This is a genomic window from Cupriavidus sp. Agwp_2 (genome assembly GCF_040784895.1).
GTDB lineage: Bacteria > Pseudomonadota > Gammaproteobacteria > Burkholderiales > Burkholderiaceae > Cupriavidus.
This window is the reverse complement of sequence record NZ_CP088084.1, coordinates 744,173-760,712: the sequence shown is the minus strand read 5'-3', so window position 1 is coordinate 760,712 and position 16,540 is coordinate 744,173. Positions and strand designations below refer to the sequence as shown.

Annotated in this window: 15 protein-coding genes; 9 read left to right on the top strand and 6 right to left on the bottom strand. The window is 66.5% G+C overall.

What is annotated here, in order from left to right:
* Positions 1–34: 34 nt before the first annotated feature.
* The 3 genes from LPA45_RS21230 to LPA45_RS21220 are packed head-to-tail and all read right to left on the bottom strand — an operon-like array spanning position 35 to position 2,811.
* Positions 35–745: an ABC transporter ATP-binding protein gene (locus tag LPA45_RS21230; RefSeq protein ID WP_317919801.1), complete on the bottom strand. Its 711-nt coding sequence runs from the start codon at positions 743–745 to the stop codon at positions 35–37.
* A complete protein-coding gene (locus LPA45_RS21225; RefSeq protein WP_317919802.1) occupies positions 742–1,623 on the bottom strand; it encodes an ABC transporter permease in 882 nt (293 codons plus the stop codon). Before LPA45_RS21225 ends, LPA45_RS21230 begins: the two co-directional genes overlap by 4 nt.
* A 9-nt stretch (positions 1,624–1,632) precedes the next feature.
* Complete coding sequence (locus LPA45_RS21220) at positions 1,633–2,811, bottom strand: ABC transporter substrate-binding protein (protein ID WP_317919804.1); 1,179 nt, start codon at positions 2,809–2,811, stop codon at positions 1,633–1,635.
* 135 nt (positions 2,812–2,946) lie between these two features.
* Between LPA45_RS21220 and LPA45_RS21215 the strand changes: the two genes are divergently transcribed.
* The 9 genes from LPA45_RS21215 to LPA45_RS21175 all read left to right on the top strand — a co-directional run bounded on the left by LPA45_RS21215 (position 2,947) and on the right by LPA45_RS21175 (position 12,333).
* A complete protein-coding gene (locus LPA45_RS21215; RefSeq protein ID WP_116321143.1) occupies positions 2,947–3,933 on the top strand; it encodes a tripartite tricarboxylate transporter substrate binding protein in 987 nt (328 codons plus the stop codon).
* Positions 3,934–3,976: 43 nt separating this feature from the next.
* Complete coding sequence (locus LPA45_RS21210) at positions 3,977–5,260, top strand: LLM class flavin-dependent oxidoreductase (RefSeq protein ID WP_116321142.1); 1,284 nt, start codon at positions 3,977–3,979, stop codon at positions 5,258–5,260.
* 177 nt (positions 5,261–5,437) lie between these two features.
* On the top strand, positions 5,438–6,784 hold the full coding sequence (locus tag LPA45_RS21205; protein WP_317919805.1) for an MFS transporter: 1,347 nt from the start codon (positions 5,438–5,440) through the stop codon (positions 6,782–6,784).
* A gap of 82 nt (positions 6,785–6,866) precedes the next feature.
* A complete protein-coding gene (locus LPA45_RS21200) occupies positions 6,867–7,487 on the top strand; it encodes a TetR/AcrR family transcriptional regulator (protein ID WP_317919807.1) in 621 nt (206 codons plus the stop codon).
* 157 nt (positions 7,488–7,644) lie between these two features.
* A complete protein-coding gene (locus LPA45_RS21195; protein WP_317919808.1) occupies positions 7,645–8,865 on the top strand; it encodes a YbfB/YjiJ family MFS transporter in 1,221 nt (406 codons plus the stop codon).
* A 90-nt stretch (positions 8,866–8,955) separates the two neighbouring features.
* Complete coding sequence (locus LPA45_RS21190) at positions 8,956–10,071, top strand: NADH:flavin oxidoreductase/NADH oxidase (RefSeq protein WP_116321139.1); 1,116 nt, start codon at positions 8,956–8,958, stop codon at positions 10,069–10,071.
* A 117-nt stretch (positions 10,072–10,188) separates the two neighbouring features.
* Positions 10,189–11,523 (top strand): RNA-guided endonuclease TnpB family protein, encoded by a 1,335-nt coding sequence (locus tag LPA45_RS21185; protein ID WP_317919809.1) that lies wholly within the window; start codon positions 10,189–10,191, stop codon positions 11,521–11,523.
* Between the two features lie 12 nt (positions 11,524–11,535).
* Positions 11,536–11,958, top strand: a complete 423-nt coding sequence (locus tag LPA45_RS21180) for a VOC family protein (RefSeq protein ID WP_317919810.1) — start codon at positions 11,536–11,538, stop codon at positions 11,956–11,958.
* 207 nt (positions 11,959–12,165) lie between these two features.
* On the top strand, positions 12,166–12,333 hold the full coding sequence (locus tag LPA45_RS21175; RefSeq protein ID WP_165971435.1) for a hypothetical protein: 168 nt from the start codon (positions 12,166–12,168) through the stop codon (positions 12,331–12,333).
* A gap of 44 nt (positions 12,334–12,377) precedes the next feature.
* Here the strand turns inward: LPA45_RS21175 and LPA45_RS21170 are convergent, their stop codons facing one another.
* The 3 genes from LPA45_RS21170 to LPA45_RS21160 all read right to left on the bottom strand — a co-directional run bounded on the left by LPA45_RS21170 (position 12,378) and on the right by LPA45_RS21160 (position 16,426).
* Entirely contained in the window at positions 12,378–14,234 is a 1,857-nt protein-coding gene (locus LPA45_RS21170; RefSeq protein WP_317919811.1) for a hybrid sensor histidine kinase/response regulator, read from the bottom strand.
* A complete protein-coding gene (locus LPA45_RS21165; protein WP_317919812.1) occupies positions 14,231–14,869 on the bottom strand; it encodes a response regulator transcription factor in 639 nt (212 codons plus the stop codon). The genes LPA45_RS21170 and LPA45_RS21165 overlap by 4 nt, the downstream gene beginning before the upstream one ends.
* A 313-nt stretch (positions 14,870–15,182) precedes the next feature.
* Positions 15,183–16,426, bottom strand: a protein-coding gene (locus LPA45_RS21160; protein ID WP_317924294.1) for an IS3 family transposase whose coding sequence is annotated in 2 segments (ribosomal slippage) — positions 15,183–16,070 and positions 16,073–16,426 — 1,242 coding nt in all. Because the reading frame shifts where the segments join, the coding sequence is not laid out codon by codon here.
* Between the last annotated feature and the right edge of the window lie 114 nt (positions 16,427–16,540).

Genomic DNA, 16,540 nt, shown 5'->3' with positions numbered 1-16,540 from the left:
GCTGGCGAATGAGGCTCGGCTTGTGCCGGTGGATTTACGCGACGATCTCGACGCCGAGCGCGGCCAGCAGCGCGTCGCGCAGTTCGTTGCAGGCGTCCTTGTTGGCCTTGCGTGGATGGGAAAGCGAGATACGCTGGTCGACGCGGATGCGACCCGCGTCCATCACCATGACGCGGTCGGCGAGGGCGAGCGCCTCGTGGACATCGTGGGTGACAAAGACCACTGCCGGCCGGTGCTGGTGGACAAGCCCGTGCAGGAGTTGCTGCATCTTCAGCCGCGTCAGTGCATCCAGCGCGCCGAACGGCTCGTCGGCAAGCAGCAGCGCGGGCTTGCGTACCAGCGAGCGCGCCAACGCCACGCGCTGCTGCTCGCCGCCGGACAGCGCAACCGGCCAGGCATTCTCGCGGCCGGCAAGGCCGACGCTGGCCAGGGCGCTGCGTGCGCGGGCGGTGGCGTCCGCGTCATGCAGCCCCAGCGTGACGTTGGCCAGCACGGGTTCCCATGGCAGCAGCCGCGAGTCCTGGAACAGCACCGAACGCGCCTGCGGAACACGGATCCGGCCCTCGCCGGCAACGTCCGTGTCCAGTTCTGCCAGCGCGCGCAGCAGCGTGCTCTTGCCCGAGCCGCTCTTGCCGATCAGCGCGACGAATTCGCCGGGTTCGATGCGGAAGCTTAGGTCGTCCAGTACCTTGCGCTCGCCATAGCGGCGCGTGAGGTGCTCGACTTCGACGCCAACGTTGCTCATGATCCGATCACCCTGCGGTAGGACAAGGCCTTGCGTTGCCACAGGCGCACCAGCAGGTCGGAACTGAGGCCGAGCAGTGCGTAGATCAGCAGGCCTACCACGATGACATCGGTCTGGCCGTAGTCGCGTGCGCGATTCATCAGGTAGCCGATGCCTTCGGTGGTATTGATCTGCTCCAGCACCACCAGGGCAGCCCAGCAGGTGGTCACGGCGAGCCGCAGGCCGGTAAAGAAGCCGGGCAGGGCGCCCGGCAGCGCCACCCTGCGGATAAACTCGGCGCGCGACAGCCCCACGCTTTGCGCCAGCTCGACAAAGCGGATGTCGAGGCCGCGCAGGCCCGCATGGGTATTGATATAGACCGGCACCATCACGCTGGCGGCGATCAGCGTGACCTTCAGCGTTTCACCGATGCCGAGCCACAGGATGGCCAGTGGCAGCAGCGCCAGCGTCGGTACCGCACGCTTGATCTGGACCAGACCGTCAAAGCACGCCTCGCCCCAGCGGCTCAGGCCTGACAGCAGCGCCAGCGCCACGCCAACGGCCACGCCGGACAGCAGCCCCGCGTAGGCGCGCTGCGCGGAGGCCCACAGTTGCGGCAGCAGCGTGCCGTCGCCAAGCATCTGCAATCCGGTCTCGATTGCCGTCGAAGGCGCCGCGAGCAGCCGGGGGGGCAACAGGCCGGTACGGGACGCCAGTTCCCACGTGATCAGCAGGAGCAAGGGCCCGGTCAACAGGCCCAGGCCGCCCAGGCGGCCCGGTACCAGCCGGGGCGTGCGCGACCGGGACGGTTTGCCGGCGGGTGGCGCCGTGGTTCCGGGCGTGGATATCCAGGGCGCCTGCGCGCGCGTGTCGGCAGCGGAGGAAAGCGGGGCGGTCATGTCTGTCTCCTACTGTCGCGTGGCCGGCAGGCTTGCCACGGCCGCACGGATCACGGGATCGAAACGCAGGTCGAATTCCTGGCGTGCGTCGAGGCGCCGCGGAATATCGCCAGCCTCCTGGATCAAATCGATCAGTCCCTGCTGCGGAGCGATCGAATCGGCGAGCAACGGATAGGTGGCCTGGCCATCGGCGCGAACGATGGCCAGGCCGTCCTCCTCACGCAGCCCCTGTTGCTTCACGTAGTAGGCCTGGACCCATTGCTGGGGATGCTTTTCCGCCCAGTCGTTGGCCCGGATCCACGCCTCGACGAACTGGCGGATCGCCGCGGTCTTGCCCGGGTCCGACAGCGCCTTGGGGCTGGCGTACAGATAGGCGAGGCGCGTGGGCAACTGGCGGTGCTCGGAAGCCGGGATCGCGCTCGCCTTGCGGTCGGCGAAGTCGCGCAGGTAGCGGCTGAAGTGCGGTTCGTTCAGCGCAGCAACGTCTACCTGGCCGGCGCGGATCGCCGTGGGAAAGTCGCCGGCGCGCAGCGGCACCAGCTTCACGTCGCGCCGCGACAGGCCGGCCACCTTCAGCGCCGTCAGCACGAAGGGCTGGCGGCCGGTGCCTTCGGCGTAGGCGATCGACTTGCCTTTCAGGTCCTTCAGCGAAGCAATGGTCAGCCCCGGCCGCACCGCGAGCTGGTAGTCGGGCGCGCTGGTCTTGCGTACCGCGACGATCGGCAGGGGCTCGCCAGCTGCATGGGCCTGGATCGGCGGCGTGTTGCCCACGACGGCGAGATCGAGCGCGCCGGCCCGGAAGGCCTCAAGGATCGAAGGGCCGCCCAGGAAGTTGGCATAGCTGACCTGCGCGGTCAGTCTGGATTGCTCGCCGGAAACGCGCAGCAAGGTCTGCAGGGCTTCATTCTGGTCGGCGACGACGAGTTTGGTTCCGGCGGGCACGACAGTGGGCAGGGCGCCGGTTTGTGCCAGCGAAAGTCCCGGTGCGACCGTGCCGGCAAGGGCGGCAAGCCAGGTGAGCGCGCCCAGCGAACGGCGCAGGCGGGATACGTAACGAACGATCATGGAAACAACGTGGGGCGTCAGCAGAACCTGCATTATTTCGGTGGCGATCACGCCCCGATAAGGAATGTTTTCGGTGATCGTTATGCGCAAATCCGGCTGGCACCGTGCAAACGCTTTACGCATGCCGATATGAGGCGCCGGCGTCTATGCACATGCCGAATCGGCATTTCGTTCGTCAGTCGCGGCACCGTACGATGGCCGCTTGCCGCCCGCCAACCCTGCATCCGATTCATGGCGGCAGAAGCACCGACGATAACCATGCCCTCCGTAACGCCCTCCGCCCTGTCCCGCACCTTTGCTTCCCTTCTGCTTGCGTTCTGCGTAACGGCCCGCGCACTGGCCGAGCCGGGCTTTCCGCAGAAGCCCATCACCTACGTGGTGCCCTACACCCCGGGTGGCACGAACGACAACGTCGCGCGCATCATCACCAGGCGGCTGTCGGAGAAGACCGGCCAGCCGGTCGTGATCGAGTACAAGCCAGGAGCCGGTGGCACGCTGGGCGCGGGGTATGTCGCCGCGGCGGCACCGGACGGCTATACGCTGCTGAGCACGTCGATCGGCAACCTCGCCATCGCCCCGCAGCTGATGCAGGTGAAGTTCGACCCGTTCACCGACCTGGTGCCGGTGTCCTATATCGGCAATTCGTTGGCAACGGTGGCGGTCAATCCCGCCGTGCCGGCGCAGACGCTGCCACAACTGATCGCGTATGCCCGTGCCCATCCGGGGGCGTTGACGTACTCGAGCTCGGGTAACGGCACGCCCGGCCACCTCGCGGGCGAGCTGCTCAAGCGCGTGGCCAACATCGACATCCGCCATGTCCCGTACAAGGGCAGTGCGCCGGCGGTGGCCGATGTGGTGGCGGGCCATGTCGATATCGTTTTCGATCCGCTGAGCGCGTCGTATATCAAGGCGGGCAAGCTGCGCGCGCTGGCGTATTTCGGCGGCGCCAAGGCGCAGGGGCTGCCCAATGTGCCGTCGATTCGCGAAGCCGGCGTCAAGGGCTGGGAAGACGCGCTGGCCGGCGCCTTCTTTATCAGCGCGCCCAAGGGCGTGCCGCCGGAGGTGCTGGCGAACCTGCGCCGCCTGATTGGCGAGATCCTCAAGGAACCCGACACCATCTCCGCGCTGAACCGTGTGCAGGTGGACGTGCAGCCGTTGACGCCGGAGCAGGCGTCGCAGCGCATCCGCCAGGTCCATGACATTGCCGCACGCGTGGTCAAGGACGGCGCGCTGCAATCCAACTAAGAAAGAGTCCCGCCTTTCCTGCCTTTTCAGAGATTGTTCCCCCATGAAGCTTGGCCTGTTCCTGCTCGCCGCCGGCCACCATGCCGCCGGCTGGCGCTATCCCGACGCTGAATCCGGCACCGAAAATATCGACCTGGTCGTGCGCATGACGCAGGCCGCCGAGCGCGCGAAATTCGACATGGTGTTCTTCGGCGACCGCCTGCTGACATCGGCCGATGCGCATCCGTCGATGATCACGCGCCCGGATCCGCTGGCCATGCTCGCCGCCCTGTCGATGGTGACTTCGCATATCGGCCTGGCCGGTACGGCATCGACCACCTACAGCGAGCCGTTCAACCTGGCGCGCACGCTGGCCACGGTCGACAAGCTGTCACGGGGCCGTGCCGCCTGGAATATCGTCACGACCTTCGCCGACGGTTCAGTCAATTTCAGCCGCAGCCGGCATCCCGATCACGCCCAGCGCTATGAGATTGCCGACGAGTTTGTCTCGGTCGTCAAGGGCTTGTGGCGCTCCTGGGATGCCAATCCCTACGTGCAGGACAAGGAGGCCGGCATCTATGTCGATGTGGCCAGGATGCATGCGCTCAATCACCAGGGGAAGCATTTCTCCGTCGCGGGCCCGTTGAACGTCACCGGCAGCCAGCAGGGCCATCCGGTACTGATCCAGGCGGGATCGTCCGGGCCGGGGCAGGCCCTCGCGGCTCGCCATGCCGAGGTGGTGTTCACCGCGCAGCAGGACCTGGAGGCGGCGCGCGATTTTGCGCAGGGATTGAAGGCACAGGTCAGGGCCCAGGGCCGCAACCCGGCGCAATGCCTGATCATGCCCGGCCTGATGCCCATCATCGGGCGCACCGAGGCGGAAGCGCACGACAAGCTGGCGCAGCTGCAATCGTTTACCGACCAGTCCAATGCACTGGCCATCCTGAGCGAGCAGCTGACGATCGATGTATCGGGCCATGACCTGGACGAGCCGCTGCCGCCGCTGGCACCGCAACAGGTGGTGCACAGCCGCAGCGCGCTGCTGCTCAGGCTTGCCGAAGAGCGCGGGCTGACGCTGCGCCAGCTCTACCACCTCGTAGCCAGCGCCCGTGGCCACCAGATCGTGGTCGGGACAGCGGAGCAGGTTGCGCAACACATGATCCAGTGGGTCGCTGCGGGTGCTGCGGACGGGTTCAACATCATGCCGGCGTATTTTCCCGGCGGCTTAGAGGACTTCACGCGCGAGGTGGTGCCGATCCTGCAGGAGCGGAACGCTTTCCGGCGCGACTACGAGGCTGACACGTTGCGCGGCAACCTCGGTCTGCCGGTGCCAGGCGGGCTTGACTGAAGAGGGCGTGAGCGGTCGGCAAATGTGCATACATATGAAGCTGTCTTCAGCGCGCTGAAGGATTTTCCCGTATCGTGTCGGACGGATGCCGCCACTGGCGGCATCCGGTAACCGGTAACGACAGTGTCCAACACAGCGCCCCTCCCGTCCGCCCCTGCAGCCGCCGCAGACAACGCCATGACCGCGCGCGAGCGGCGCGGCATGGCCGCCATCCTGATCGCCGTCGCCCTGGCGACCCTCGATACCGCCATCGCCAATACGGCGCTGCCATCGATCGCCGCCGACCTGCACGCCACGCCGGCGGCGTCGGTCTGGGTGATCAATGCCTACCAGCTGGCCATGGTCGCCACGCTGCTGCCGTTTGCGGCACTCGGCGGCATCCTGGGGCACCGGCGCATTTATCTTGGCGGCGTCGCAGTGTTCACCGTTGCGTCGGTCGTGTGCGCGCTGGCGTGGTCATTGCCGACGCTGGCGGCGGCACGTGCGCTGCAAGGCATCGGCGCGGCCGCGATCATGAGCGTCAACACGGCGCTGATCAGTTCCATCTTCCCGATGCACCGGCTCGGGCGCGGGCTGGGATTGAATGCGCTGGTGGTGGGCGTGTCGTTCGCGGTCGGGCCGACGGTGGCGTCGGTGATCCTGTCGTTCGGCACCTGGCCATGGCTGTTTGCCGTCAACCTGCCGATCGGACTGCTGGCCCTGGGGATCGCGCGTGGCGCGCTGCCGCAGACGCCGCGCAGCACGCAGACGTTCGACCGTGTGGCGGCGCTGCTGAACGTGGTGGCGTTTGCTGCGCTGATCTTTGCACTTGGCGAGGGCGCGCAGCGCGCGCCGCTGCACGAGTCGCTGGCGGCCGCCGGGGTGTTCGTGGTGGCGTTCGGCCTGCTGGTCTGGCGCGAACGCGGGCGGGCCGCGCCGATGCTGCCGCTGGACCTGTTCCGGCGGCCCATGTTCGCGCTGTCGACGCTGACCGCGGTGTGCTCGTTCGCGGCGCAGGGGCTGGCGTTCGTGTCGTTGCCGTTCTACTTCCAGCATGTGCTGGGGCGAGGGCAGGTCGAGACCGGTTTCCTGCTGACGCCATGGTCGGTGGTGGTGGCGCTGATCGCGCCGCTGGCTGGCCGGCTCTCCGACCGCTATCCGCCGGGCCTGCTCGGTGGCGTGGGGCTGGCGGTGCTGAGCGCGGGCATGGTCTCGCTGGCGCTGCTGCCCGCCAATCCCAGTGCGCTCGATATTGGCATCCGCATGTGCATCTGCGGCGCCGGCTTCGGCTTCTTCCAGTCGCCCAACCTGAAAGCCTTGATGGCCAGCGCGCCGCGCGAACGCAGCGGCGGTGCCAGCGGGGTGATTGCCACCGCACGCCTGCTGGGCCAGGCCACCGGCGCCGCGCTGGTGGCGTTGTGCTTTGGCATTGGCGGGACGCACGGTCCGGGCCTGGCCCTGGCGCTGGGCGCCGGGTTTGCGGCCGTGGCGGCGGTCGCGAGCTGGCTGCGGCTGGTCGCGCCCGACCCGCTGGCGACGGCTTGACCCTTGCATAAGCATGGCCTTGTGTTTTGTATCGATCGATCTATAATTCGTTTCATAGCGAACGATACAAAATCGAGCGACCATGGCCAGACCCCGCAAATTCGATGAGCAGGCCGCGCTGACGGCAGCGCTGGACGCCTTCTGGGCGCGCGGCTATGAAGCCACTTCCACGCGCGACCTGACTAACGTGATGGGCCTGACCCAGCCCAGCCTGTACAACGCTTTCGGCGACAAGCGCACGCTGTTCCTGCTGGCGCTGGAGGGTTATCTCGAAGCCAGCATGCGCGAGCGGATCGCCCGGCTGGGCGCAACGCTGCCACCCGGCGCGGCCATTTCGGCATACCTGTCGGAGAGCCTGGAGCGCTCGCTGGCGGATCCGCTGCATCGCGGCTGCCTGCTGGTCAATACCGCATTGGAAGCCACGCCTGAAGCTCCCGACGTGCAGCAGAAGGTCGCGGACGCGTTCGCGGAAATCCGCGCGTTCTTCCGGGACCGGTTTGCCACGGCACAGCAGCAGGGCGCGGCCAACGCCGGCGTGTCGGCCGACGATGCTTCCGCACAGCTGCTGGCGACGCTGCTCGGCATGCGCGTGCTGGCCCGCGCTGCCCCGCAGCGCGCGTTGCTGGAGGCTGCTGTGCGGCCGACGCTGGCACTGCTCGGCTTGCCACCGTTGAGCACGGCTTCCGTGCCCGGCACCGGCTGATTCTCGCCATTCCTCCCTGACCTTTCCCGTTTGTAGTTCCCGGACACGCCGCCCCGGCAGCGTGACGGGCGGCTGCATGCCATTTTCCGGTGCCATGCCCGGCGCCGATGGCCCCGTTTTGCCCGGCGCAAGGGCAGGGGCCGAACCGGAGATTCCCATGTCCAGACCTGCCGGCCTCTGCGCCGCTCACACGGCGCCCGATCCTTTGGCATGGCGCGAGATCTACGCCGCGCTGTGCGGCCTCTGTGCAAGCCTCGTGGCCATCGGCCTCGCGCGCTTTGCCTACACCGCGCTGATTCCTCCGCTGATCCAGGCCCACTGGTTCCCGGCCTCGCAAACCGTCGCGCTGGGCGCGGCCAATTTCGCCGGCTACCTGGCCGGTGCGTTGCTGGGGCGGCCGCTGGTGTCGGTCTGGTCCAGCCGCACGGTGCTGCGTGCGTTGATGCTCGCCGCCACGCTGGCATTCTTTGCCTGCGCCTGGCCCCTGTCGGTGGCGTGGTTCTTTGGCTGGCGCTTTGTCTCCGGGCTGGCCGGGGGCGGGATCATGGTGCTGGTGGCGACCTCGATCCTGCCGCATATCCCGGCGCCGCGCCGCGGGCTGGCGATGGGCACGATCTTCGTCGGGCTCGGGCTGGGTATCGCCGCGTCGGGCACGCTGGTGCCGCGCTTGCTGCAGTTCGGCCTGCGCGAGACCTGGCTAGGCCTTGGCGCCGTAGCGCTGGCGCTGACCGCGTTCAGCTGGTTCGGCTGGCCCGGTCCGCTGCCGCAATCCGCCGCGGGCACGGCGGCCACGGCAGCACCGCCGGCAGGGGCGCGCCGCCGGCTGCAATGGCTTTATGCGCAATACGCCATCAACGCGTTCGGCCTGGTGCCGGCCATGATGCTGCTGGTCGACCTTGTCGCGCGTGGTCTTGGACGCGGCAGTGCCGTCGGCGCGTCCTACTGGGTGCTCTATGGCCTGGGCGCGATCGCCGGGCCGCTGGTGTGCGGCTTTGCCGGCGAACGCATCGGCTTCGGCGTGGCCTATCGCGTCGCGCTGCTGCTGCAGGGTCTCGCCACGGCGATGCTGGCATTGTGTGGCGATCCGCTGGCGCTTGGCGTGGCGGCGGTGGTGCTCGGCGCCTTCACGCCCGGCATTGCGCCGCTGGGACTGGGCGCGATCCAGGAGACGCTGCCGCACGACCCGGCCGCACAGCGCGCGGCGTGGAGCCATGCCACCAGTGCATTCGCGCTGTTCCAGGCGGTGGCCGGCTATGGCTATGCGTGGATGTTTGCGCATTCGCATGAAAACTACGCGCTGATCTTCGGCTGCGGCGCGGTGGCGCTGGTACTGGCGCTCGTGTTGAGCCTGGCCGGCGAACGCCGCGCGGCACCGTGAACGCCGCCGGCAGCAATCCCGGCATCGGCCTAGAATCCAGATTTCCCCGGCCCCGCTGCGGGCCAGCAAGACCTGCAAGGAACAGCACGCATGAGCCATCTGTTTGAACCTCTCGAAATCGGCAACCTCCGCCTCGCCAACCGCATCATGATTGCGCCGATGTGCCAGTACTCGGCGCACGACGGCAACGCCGGCGACTGGCACATGATCCACCTCGGCACGCTGGCGCTGTCCGGCGCCGGCATGCTGATCGTGGAAGCGACCGCGGTCTCGCCGGAAGGGCGCATCACGCCGCAGGACCTGGGCCTGTACTCGGACGACAACGAGGCGGCGCTGGGACGCGTGGTGCAGGCGATGCGCGCGCATTCGCCGATCGGCATCGCGATCCAGCTTGGCCATGCCGGGCGCAAGGCCTCGAGCCACGCGCCGTGGGATGGCGGGCAGCAGATCGCGCCGGACGCGCCCCGCGGCTGGCACGCCGTGGCGCCATCGGCGGTGCCGCATGGCGACGGCGAAGTGCCGCCGGCCGCGCTCGACCGCGCCGGCATGGACAAGGTGCGCGACGACTTTGTCGCTGCGGCACTGCGCGCGGCGCGGCTCGGGCTGGACGGCATCGAGATCCATGCGGCGCACGGCTACCTGCTGCACCAGTTCCTGTCGCCGCTGGCCAACCATCGCGACGACGAATACGGCGGCAGCCTGGAAAACCGCATGCGCTTCCCCATCGAAGTCTTCGACGCGGTGCGCGCCGCGTTTCCCGCGGAGCGGCCGGTGTGGATGCGCATCTCGGCCACCGACTGGGTGCCGGGCGGATGGGACATCGATGGCACCGTGGCCTTGTCCAGGGCAGTGAAGGCGCGCGGCTGCGCGGCCATCCACGTCACCACCGGCGGCGTCTCGCCGCAGCAGGCCATCAAGCTCGGCCCAGGCTACCAGGTGCCATACGCACAGCGCGTCAAGGCCGAAGTCGGGCTGCCGACGATCGCGGTCGGCCTGATCACCGAGCCCGAGCAGGCCGAAGCGATCATCGCCAACCAGGAGGCCGATGCCGTCTCGCTGGCGCGCGCGATGCTGTACGACCCGCGCTGGCCGTGGCATGCGGCCGCTCGGCTGGGCGCCAGCGTCCATGCGCCGAAGCAGTACTGGCGCTCGCAGCCGCGCGAGCTGAAGGACCTGTTTGCCGGCGCAGCGTTCGGGATGCGCTAGGCCCACGACATGTTCAGGAGATGCCTCTAGGTAGCATGAACGTGTCGATAGGTGCATAATCGTGCATGCCCAGCGTACGCTCTTAAGCCGCGATCTGGAACACAAAGGCCGCTGCCAATGCTGCTCGCCCATACGATCGAACTTGTGACCAGCCAGCGCGAAGTCGATTACTTCGCGAGGGCGGCTGGGTGTGCGCGTTTCGTATGGAACTGGGCGCTGGCAGAATGGAACCGCCAACGCGCAGCCGGCGGTAAGCCGAGCGCAATGGCGCTGAAGAAGTCCTTTAACGCCATCAAGTATCAACAGTACCCGTGGATGGCCGACATCCATCGTGACGCGCATGCCCAGCCATTCGCTAATCTATCCAAGGCTTGGTCGAAATTCTTCTCTGACATTAAGTCGGGGATAAAAGCGCATGCCCCGAGGTTCAAGAAGAAAGGTCAATGCAAGGACGGATTCTACGTCGCCAATGATAAGGTAAGGTTTGACGGACGGTCGGTTGTGCTGCCATTGATTGGGCGGGTTGCCATGCGGGAGGCGCTGCGGTTCCCCGGGCGAGTCATTGGCGCCACCGTGAGCCGACGCGCTGATCGTTGGTTCATCTCGGTCCAGGTAGAGGTGGCGGACGACGTGGCGTTCGTCCCTCGCACCGGCAATGGCGTGGTTGGCGTGGACCTTGGGATCAAATCGGCCGTCACGCTTTCGACGGGGGAAACGTTCGAGGGCCCAAAGCCATTGAAAGCAGCGCTACGGCGCCTGCGAATCCGGTCTCGACGCCTTTCCCGGAAGGTTGAGATGGCGAAGCCAGGGCGCGCGGCCTTCAGCCGAGATTTCATTGGGCCGCTACGTCCGAACACCAAACCACAGCCGGCGCGGTCTTCTGGCCAGATCGACAGTGCTGCACGGCTGGCACGCCTGCACGCCCGCGTCGCTAATATCAGGCAGGATTTCCTGCACAAGACAACCACCAGGCTATGCCGTGAAAACCAAGCGATTGGCCTGGAGGATCTCAACGTCGGCGGTATGCTCAAGAATGAGCGTCTTGCACGCTCACTATCAGACATGGGGCTGAGTGTGTTTCGCCGGCAAATGGAATACAAGGCGAAGAAATACGGCACGCACCTTGTGTTTGCCGATCGCTGGTTTCCCTCGAGTAAGCTGATGTCCTGCTGTGGCCATAAGCTCGACAGGCTTGCGCTTAGCGAGCGTCGTGTCGTGTGCCCGGCCTGCGGCATGAGTCATGACCGCGATTACAACGCAGCGATCAACCTTGAACGGCTCGCAACCGAAACTGCGCTACCCGTGGCGAGTGATTCGGCAACGAATCGCACTGCGAGAGGCATGTTGCCAATCGCAGGCGGGAAAGTTACGTCCGTCAGAGACGAGGTCGGCCAGCAAGGAGCCACGGGGCGGGAAGGAAACGGCGCGCACATTTGCGCGCGTTTTTCATAGCAGGGTAGTGCCATGAAGCCTCGCATCACACTCATCACGCTGGGCGTCGACGACCTTGAGCGCGCCGTGCGCTTCTATCGCGACGGTTTGGGATTGTCGACACCCGGCATTGTCGGCCAGCAGTTCGAGCACGGCGCGGTCGCGTTCTTCGACCTGCAGTCCGGGCTGAAGCTGGCGCTGTGGCCGCGCGCGAGCCTGGCGCACGATGCCGGCCTGACGGTGACACCGCGGGCGTCCACCGATTTTTCGCTGGCCCACAACGTTGGCGACAAGGCGGAAGTCGATGCCGTGATGGCGCAGGCCCTTGCAGCGGGCGCCACCGAGGTCAAGCCGGCGCAGGACACGTTCTGGGGCGGTTATGCCGGCTATTTCCAGGATCCCGACGGACACCTGTGGGAGGTCGCCTGGAACCCGGAAATGCCGCCTGCCAGCTGATTTGCCACGACTCCTTGTTGCGGCGCCGCACCAGCCGTGGTGCGGCGCCGCAAAGGGATTTCCATGATTGCCACGACCCCGCGAACTCCCGACTATCCTTGTAGACAGCCATAGCATGTCGGCGGAGCGCCCCCCACGCATTGCATCACGCTTCGTCGGCAGACCACCGAAGTAAAGCAATAAGAACAAATGGCAAGGGAGACATCCATGCAAGTCTATGACAGCCTGCTGTATGTGACTGCGATGGTGCTGGTGTGCTTATATGTGTACCTTGGCGTGCTGTCGCGCAGCGCCGCGATTCGCCTGGGTTCACCGGCGATCGTGGCGGGCCTGGTGCTCGCCTATTCGCTGTCCCCGCTGCATTCGGGCGGTTGACACCCGCAGCGGTGCGCGGCCTTCCTTGATGCGGAAGGGCCGTCCTACTCAGCCTCGGCCTGAGTCTGGCCGTGGTGTGTCTCGCCCTGCGTCTGCTGCGCTGGTGCCTCGCGCAGCAGCGTGTCGATCGCTGCATGCAATTCCTGCGGAACCACTGGCTTGTGCAGCAGCAAGGTGCCGGTTGCATGCGCGCTGCGCAGCCGGTCCGCCGCCGTATCGCCTGTGATGATGATCGCCGGCACATGGTGGCCCACCTGCTGCCGGATCGCGTCCAGCGCTTCCTGGCCGGTGCGGTGGCCGCGCAGGCGGTAGTCCGCAAGCACCAATGCGGGTTGAAAGGCCGCAAGCATGGCCAGTGCCTCGTCCTCGGATTCGGCCGTGCGGCACTCGCATTGCCATGCGCCCAGCAACTCCGACATGGCAGTGCGGATCGCTTCGTCATCGTCGATCACCAGTACGCGCAACCCGTCCAGGCCACGAGGCGCGAGGGGCCGTGGTACGTTTTCCGGCGTGCTCCAGGCCAGTGGCATGCTGAAGCGGAACACAGACCCGCGCCCGGGGCGCGAGCCCAGCGTCACGCGCGTGCGGATCGTGCGCGCCAGCCCGTCGACGATGGCCAGGCCCAGCCCCAGCCCCTTGCGCTGGTCGCGCTCCGGATTGCCGAGCTGGTGGAACTCGCGGAAGATCTCGCGATGCTGCGCGGCAGGGATGCCGATGCCGGTGTCCCACACCTCGATCACGGCATGCAGCCGGCGCCGGCGGCAGGCCACCAGCACGCCGCCGTGCCGGGTATAGCGGATCGCATTGGCGATCAGGTTGCGCAGCACCAGTTCGACCAGCGTGGGATCGCCATATAGCGTCGTGGTGGTATCGCGCGTGCGGTACACCAGCCCGCGCGCATCGGCCTGCGGCGCGAATTCGTTCTCCAGCTTGTGCAGCAGCGGCTGCAGGCGGAACGGCCGCAGCCGCGGCGTGATGACCCCGGCTTCGAGCTTGGAAAAGTCGAGCAGCGAGTTCAGCATCTCGCGCGCGGCGCCGGACGACGCCTCGATATGCGCCAGCAACTGGCGCTGGCGCGCATCCAGCGCGGTGCGGCCCAGCGACACCAGGAACAGCCCCATCGCATGCAGCGGCTGGCGCAGGTCATGACTGGCCGAGGCCAGGAACACCGACTTGGCGCGGCTCGCTTCCTCGGCCGCGTGCTGCGCCGCCTCGGCGCGCGCGGTCTGCTCGCGCAGCTGTGAAATCAGCTCGACATTCTCGAAGCGCAGCGCGATCGAATGCCGCGCCACGCGCGAATAGTTGCGCGCGAACATGATCAGCACGAACAGGTACAGCGGCGTGCCGAGGAACATCGGCAGGTATTCGATATCGCCGGTGGCCAGGAAGGCAATCCAGACCGGCACGATCGACGGGACAAAGAAGCCGATCGCCACCGGCAGGCAGGCGGAGAATACCGCCAGCGCTGCCGCGCTCATGCCGGCGATCAGCGACAGCACGCAGATCACCACCGCCGGCGTGCGCACGTCCAGGTACAACCACGCCACCCATCCCCACAGCGCGCCGATCAGCGCGAGCATGGCGGTCATGCCGCGCGCATAGCGGTACGCGCCGGATTCGGTCAGCCGCGCGGGCAACGCCAGCCGCCCGAAGTACGCCACCGCGCAGGCCGCTGCCATGGCGCAGGCCCAGGGCAGGGCGCCGGGGCGGTCGCCCGACAGCGTCAGGCCCGCGGCGAGGATAAAGGCCGCCAGCGAGCAGCCCAGCATGGCGATGCCGAAGCTCTGGTCGATCAGCTCCATCTGCGCGGCCAGCAGCCGGGGCGCATCGAAGCGCGGCAGCAGCCGCAGGCCTTGAGGGCAATCTTCCCTTACGCGCGGCGGCGCCTTGTCCGCGCTCATCGCGCCGCCTGCACCAGCCCGCGGCGCTGCGCTTCCAGGATGGCTTCGACACGGCTGACCACGCCGAGGTGGTCGAGGATGGCGGCCACGTGGACGCGCACGGTGTTTTCGGACAGGCCCATATGGTAGGCAATGACCTTGTTCGAGCGGCCCAGCGTCAACTGGTGCAGCACCTCCAGCTGGCGCGGCGTCAGTGCGCTGGCAGCATACGGTGCCTGCGCGACGGCCCGGCCGGCGGTATTGGCGTCATCGGAGAAATGGGTGCCGCCGGTCAGGCAGCAGGCGATCGCTTCCTCGATCTCGCGCGCATCGGCTGACTTGGGCAGGAAGCCGGCGATCTCGCGCCGGACATCGGCCGGAATGATTTCAAGGCCGGAGGTGCCGGACACGATCAGGATGCGCGCCGTCGGGAAATGCCGGCGCAGCACCTTGACGCCCTCGATGCCGTTCAGTCCGGGCATCTGGATATCGAGCAGCAGGATATCGACCACGGCGCCGCCGTGATCCTGTACCGCCTGCATCACGGATCCCGCTTCGATGATCTGCCCGACGCTCGGGCTGTCGGCCAGGACCAGGCGCAGGCCGGTGCGGAACAGGGTGTGGTCGTCGATCAGCAGCAGGCGGGCTTGTGGCATTGGGGGCAGGGCACCGCGTATGGCCGGTGCAGGACAGTGGATGCCGTCGCAGCCGGCACGGTGCGACAGGTATTGGACAAGAATCCGCCGCGCTTGTCCATGCAACAGACGCGTGAGCGCGACTAGTCCGGAAAGATTATTGGCCGTGCGCGCCGTCAGTGCGAAGATCCTCGGCGTGGACAGTTCCGCGACGTGTCCACAACCACTTTTCGTTACCCACTACCACCCGGCTGTGGGTATTTTTTTTGCCTGCGGTGTACAACGGGTGTCAAGTCCTGACATAGGTTGACAGGTTCTGCTGGGTCATTTGAACCTAGCAACCCATAGCAACGGACGCCCGATGAACCTCATCGGGCGTTTTGTATTTCAGGGCTTGATGGGGGCGTTCACGGTTATAGATCTCAACTGACTCCCTTACCATGCGAGCCGCTTGCTGCAGATCAGCCGGTCGGTTCAGCAGGAATTCGCTCTTGAGGATGCCGTTGATGCGCTCTGCCATGGCGTTCTGGTAGCAGTCGTAGCCGTCGGTCATGGAACAGGTCAGGCCATGCCGCTGATGGATGGCCTGGTAGTAGGTGGCGCAGTATTGAATTCCTCGGTCCGAATGGTGCACCAGCGCCTGCCGGGACTGGCGCGAGCGTAGCGCCATCTTCAGCGCCTGGCTTACTTGCTCGGTCTGCAGGCCGTCATGGACGTGGTAGCCCACGATCTTTCGCGACCAGGCATCCGTGACGAGGCTCAGATAGACCGTCTGCCCGGCGGTGGGAAGATACGTAATGTCAGCCACCCAGACCTGTTCGGCGGCGGTAGGCACCACCTTCTGCGGCCCGTCCTTGAGTAGGTTGGGATGGCGTCGGAAGCGGTGATGGCTGTTGGTGGTCTTGTGATACGCCCGATGCGGCTTCACAAGCAGCCGCGCCGCGCGCAGGACATCGAACAGCCGATCACGGCCCACTCGGATATCCGCCTTCTCCAACGGCACCTGCAGCACCCGCTGCAGTTTGCGAGTGCCTATGCGCGGCTGGCGCAGTCGCACCTCGGTGACCAGCGCGCAAATCCTGGCATCCCGGGCGGCCTGCCTAAGCTCACTGTCGCGGCGCTTGTAGTATGCCTGGCGGCTGATGCCGAAGTAACGGCAAGCCCTGCTAACGCTTAGCCCTTGGATGAGCTCTTGCGCGAGGACTTGCCCGAAGGCTTTTTTACGATGCGAACCCCGTGCTCCTTCTGAATCACGTCGATCACCGTCTCGAACAGCCGCGCTTTCTCCTGCGCTTCGCGCAACTGAGCCTCCAGCTCCTTGATCCGCTGCTCAGGGGTACGGGGCTTGGCTTTGTCTTGTTTTCCCATCGTGGCGTACCGGGTGCCCTGTGGCAACGTGCCGCTCCAGTCCTGTAGTCCGTGCTTGCGTAACCATACCAGCACCGTGGACCGGCCCTGGATTCCATACTTGCTTTGCGCCTGCTTGTACGTCAACTCGCCTCTTTCTACTTCCTCCACAACCGCCAGCTTAAAAGCCAGCGTGTAATCACGCTGGGTTCGCTTTCGATCCGTCTCCAAGGCACTCTCCTCGTCACAGCCAGAAAAGTGTCAACCTTATTCAGGACGGGTCAGGGAAAAGAAAAAAGGCCGGCGTCGCGGGGCGGCGCCGGCCTGGAGCGTCTCCGGACAACA

Excerpts from the sequence above, each read along its gene's own strand:
- LPA45_RS21215 (WP_116321143.1), top strand. The coding sequence starts at position 2,947 with ATGCCCTCCGTAACGCCCTCCGCCCTGTCCCGCACCTTTGCTTCCCTT.
- LPA45_RS21195 (WP_317919808.1), top strand. The coding sequence starts at position 7,645 with ATGTCCAGACCTGCCGGCCTCTGCGCCGCTCACACGGCGCCCGATCCT.
- LPA45_RS21225 (WP_317919802.1), bottom strand. The coding sequence starts at position 1,623 with ATGACCGCCCCGCTTTCCTCCGCTGCCGACACGCGCGCGCAGGCGCCC.
- LPA45_RS21165 (WP_317919812.1), bottom strand. The coding sequence starts at position 14,869 with ATGCCACAAGCCCGCCTGCTGCTGATCGACGACCACACCCTGTTCCGC.
- LPA45_RS21205 (WP_317919805.1), top strand. The coding sequence starts at position 5,438 with ATGACCGCGCGCGAGCGGCGCGGCATGGCCGCCATCCTGATCGCCGTC.
- LPA45_RS21220 (WP_317919804.1), bottom strand. The coding sequence starts at position 2,811 with ATGCGTAAAGCGTTTGCACGGTGCCAGCCGGATTTGCGCATAACGATC.
- LPA45_RS21210 (WP_116321142.1), top strand. The coding sequence starts at position 3,977 with ATGAAGCTTGGCCTGTTCCTGCTCGCCGCCGGCCACCATGCCGCCGGC.
- LPA45_RS21180 (WP_317919810.1), top strand. The coding sequence starts at position 11,536 with ATGAAGCCTCGCATCACACTCATCACGCTGGGCGTCGACGACCTTGAG.
- LPA45_RS21200 (WP_317919807.1), top strand. The coding sequence starts at position 6,867 with ATGGCCAGACCCCGCAAATTCGATGAGCAGGCCGCGCTGACGGCAGCG.
- LPA45_RS21230 (WP_317919801.1), bottom strand. The coding sequence starts at position 745 with ATGAGCAACGTTGGCGTCGAAGTCGAGCACCTCACGCGCCGCTATGGC.
- LPA45_RS21170 (WP_317919811.1), bottom strand. The coding sequence starts at position 14,234 with ATGAGCGCGGACAAGGCGCCGCCGCGCGTAAGGGAAGATTGCCCTCAA.
- LPA45_RS21185 (WP_317919809.1), top strand. The coding sequence starts at position 10,189 with ATGCTGCTCGCCCATACGATCGAACTTGTGACCAGCCAGCGCGAAGTC.
- LPA45_RS21175 (WP_165971435.1), top strand. The coding sequence starts at position 12,166 with ATGCAAGTCTATGACAGCCTGCTGTATGTGACTGCGATGGTGCTGGTG.
- LPA45_RS21190 (WP_116321139.1), top strand. The coding sequence starts at position 8,956 with ATGAGCCATCTGTTTGAACCTCTCGAAATCGGCAACCTCCGCCTCGCC.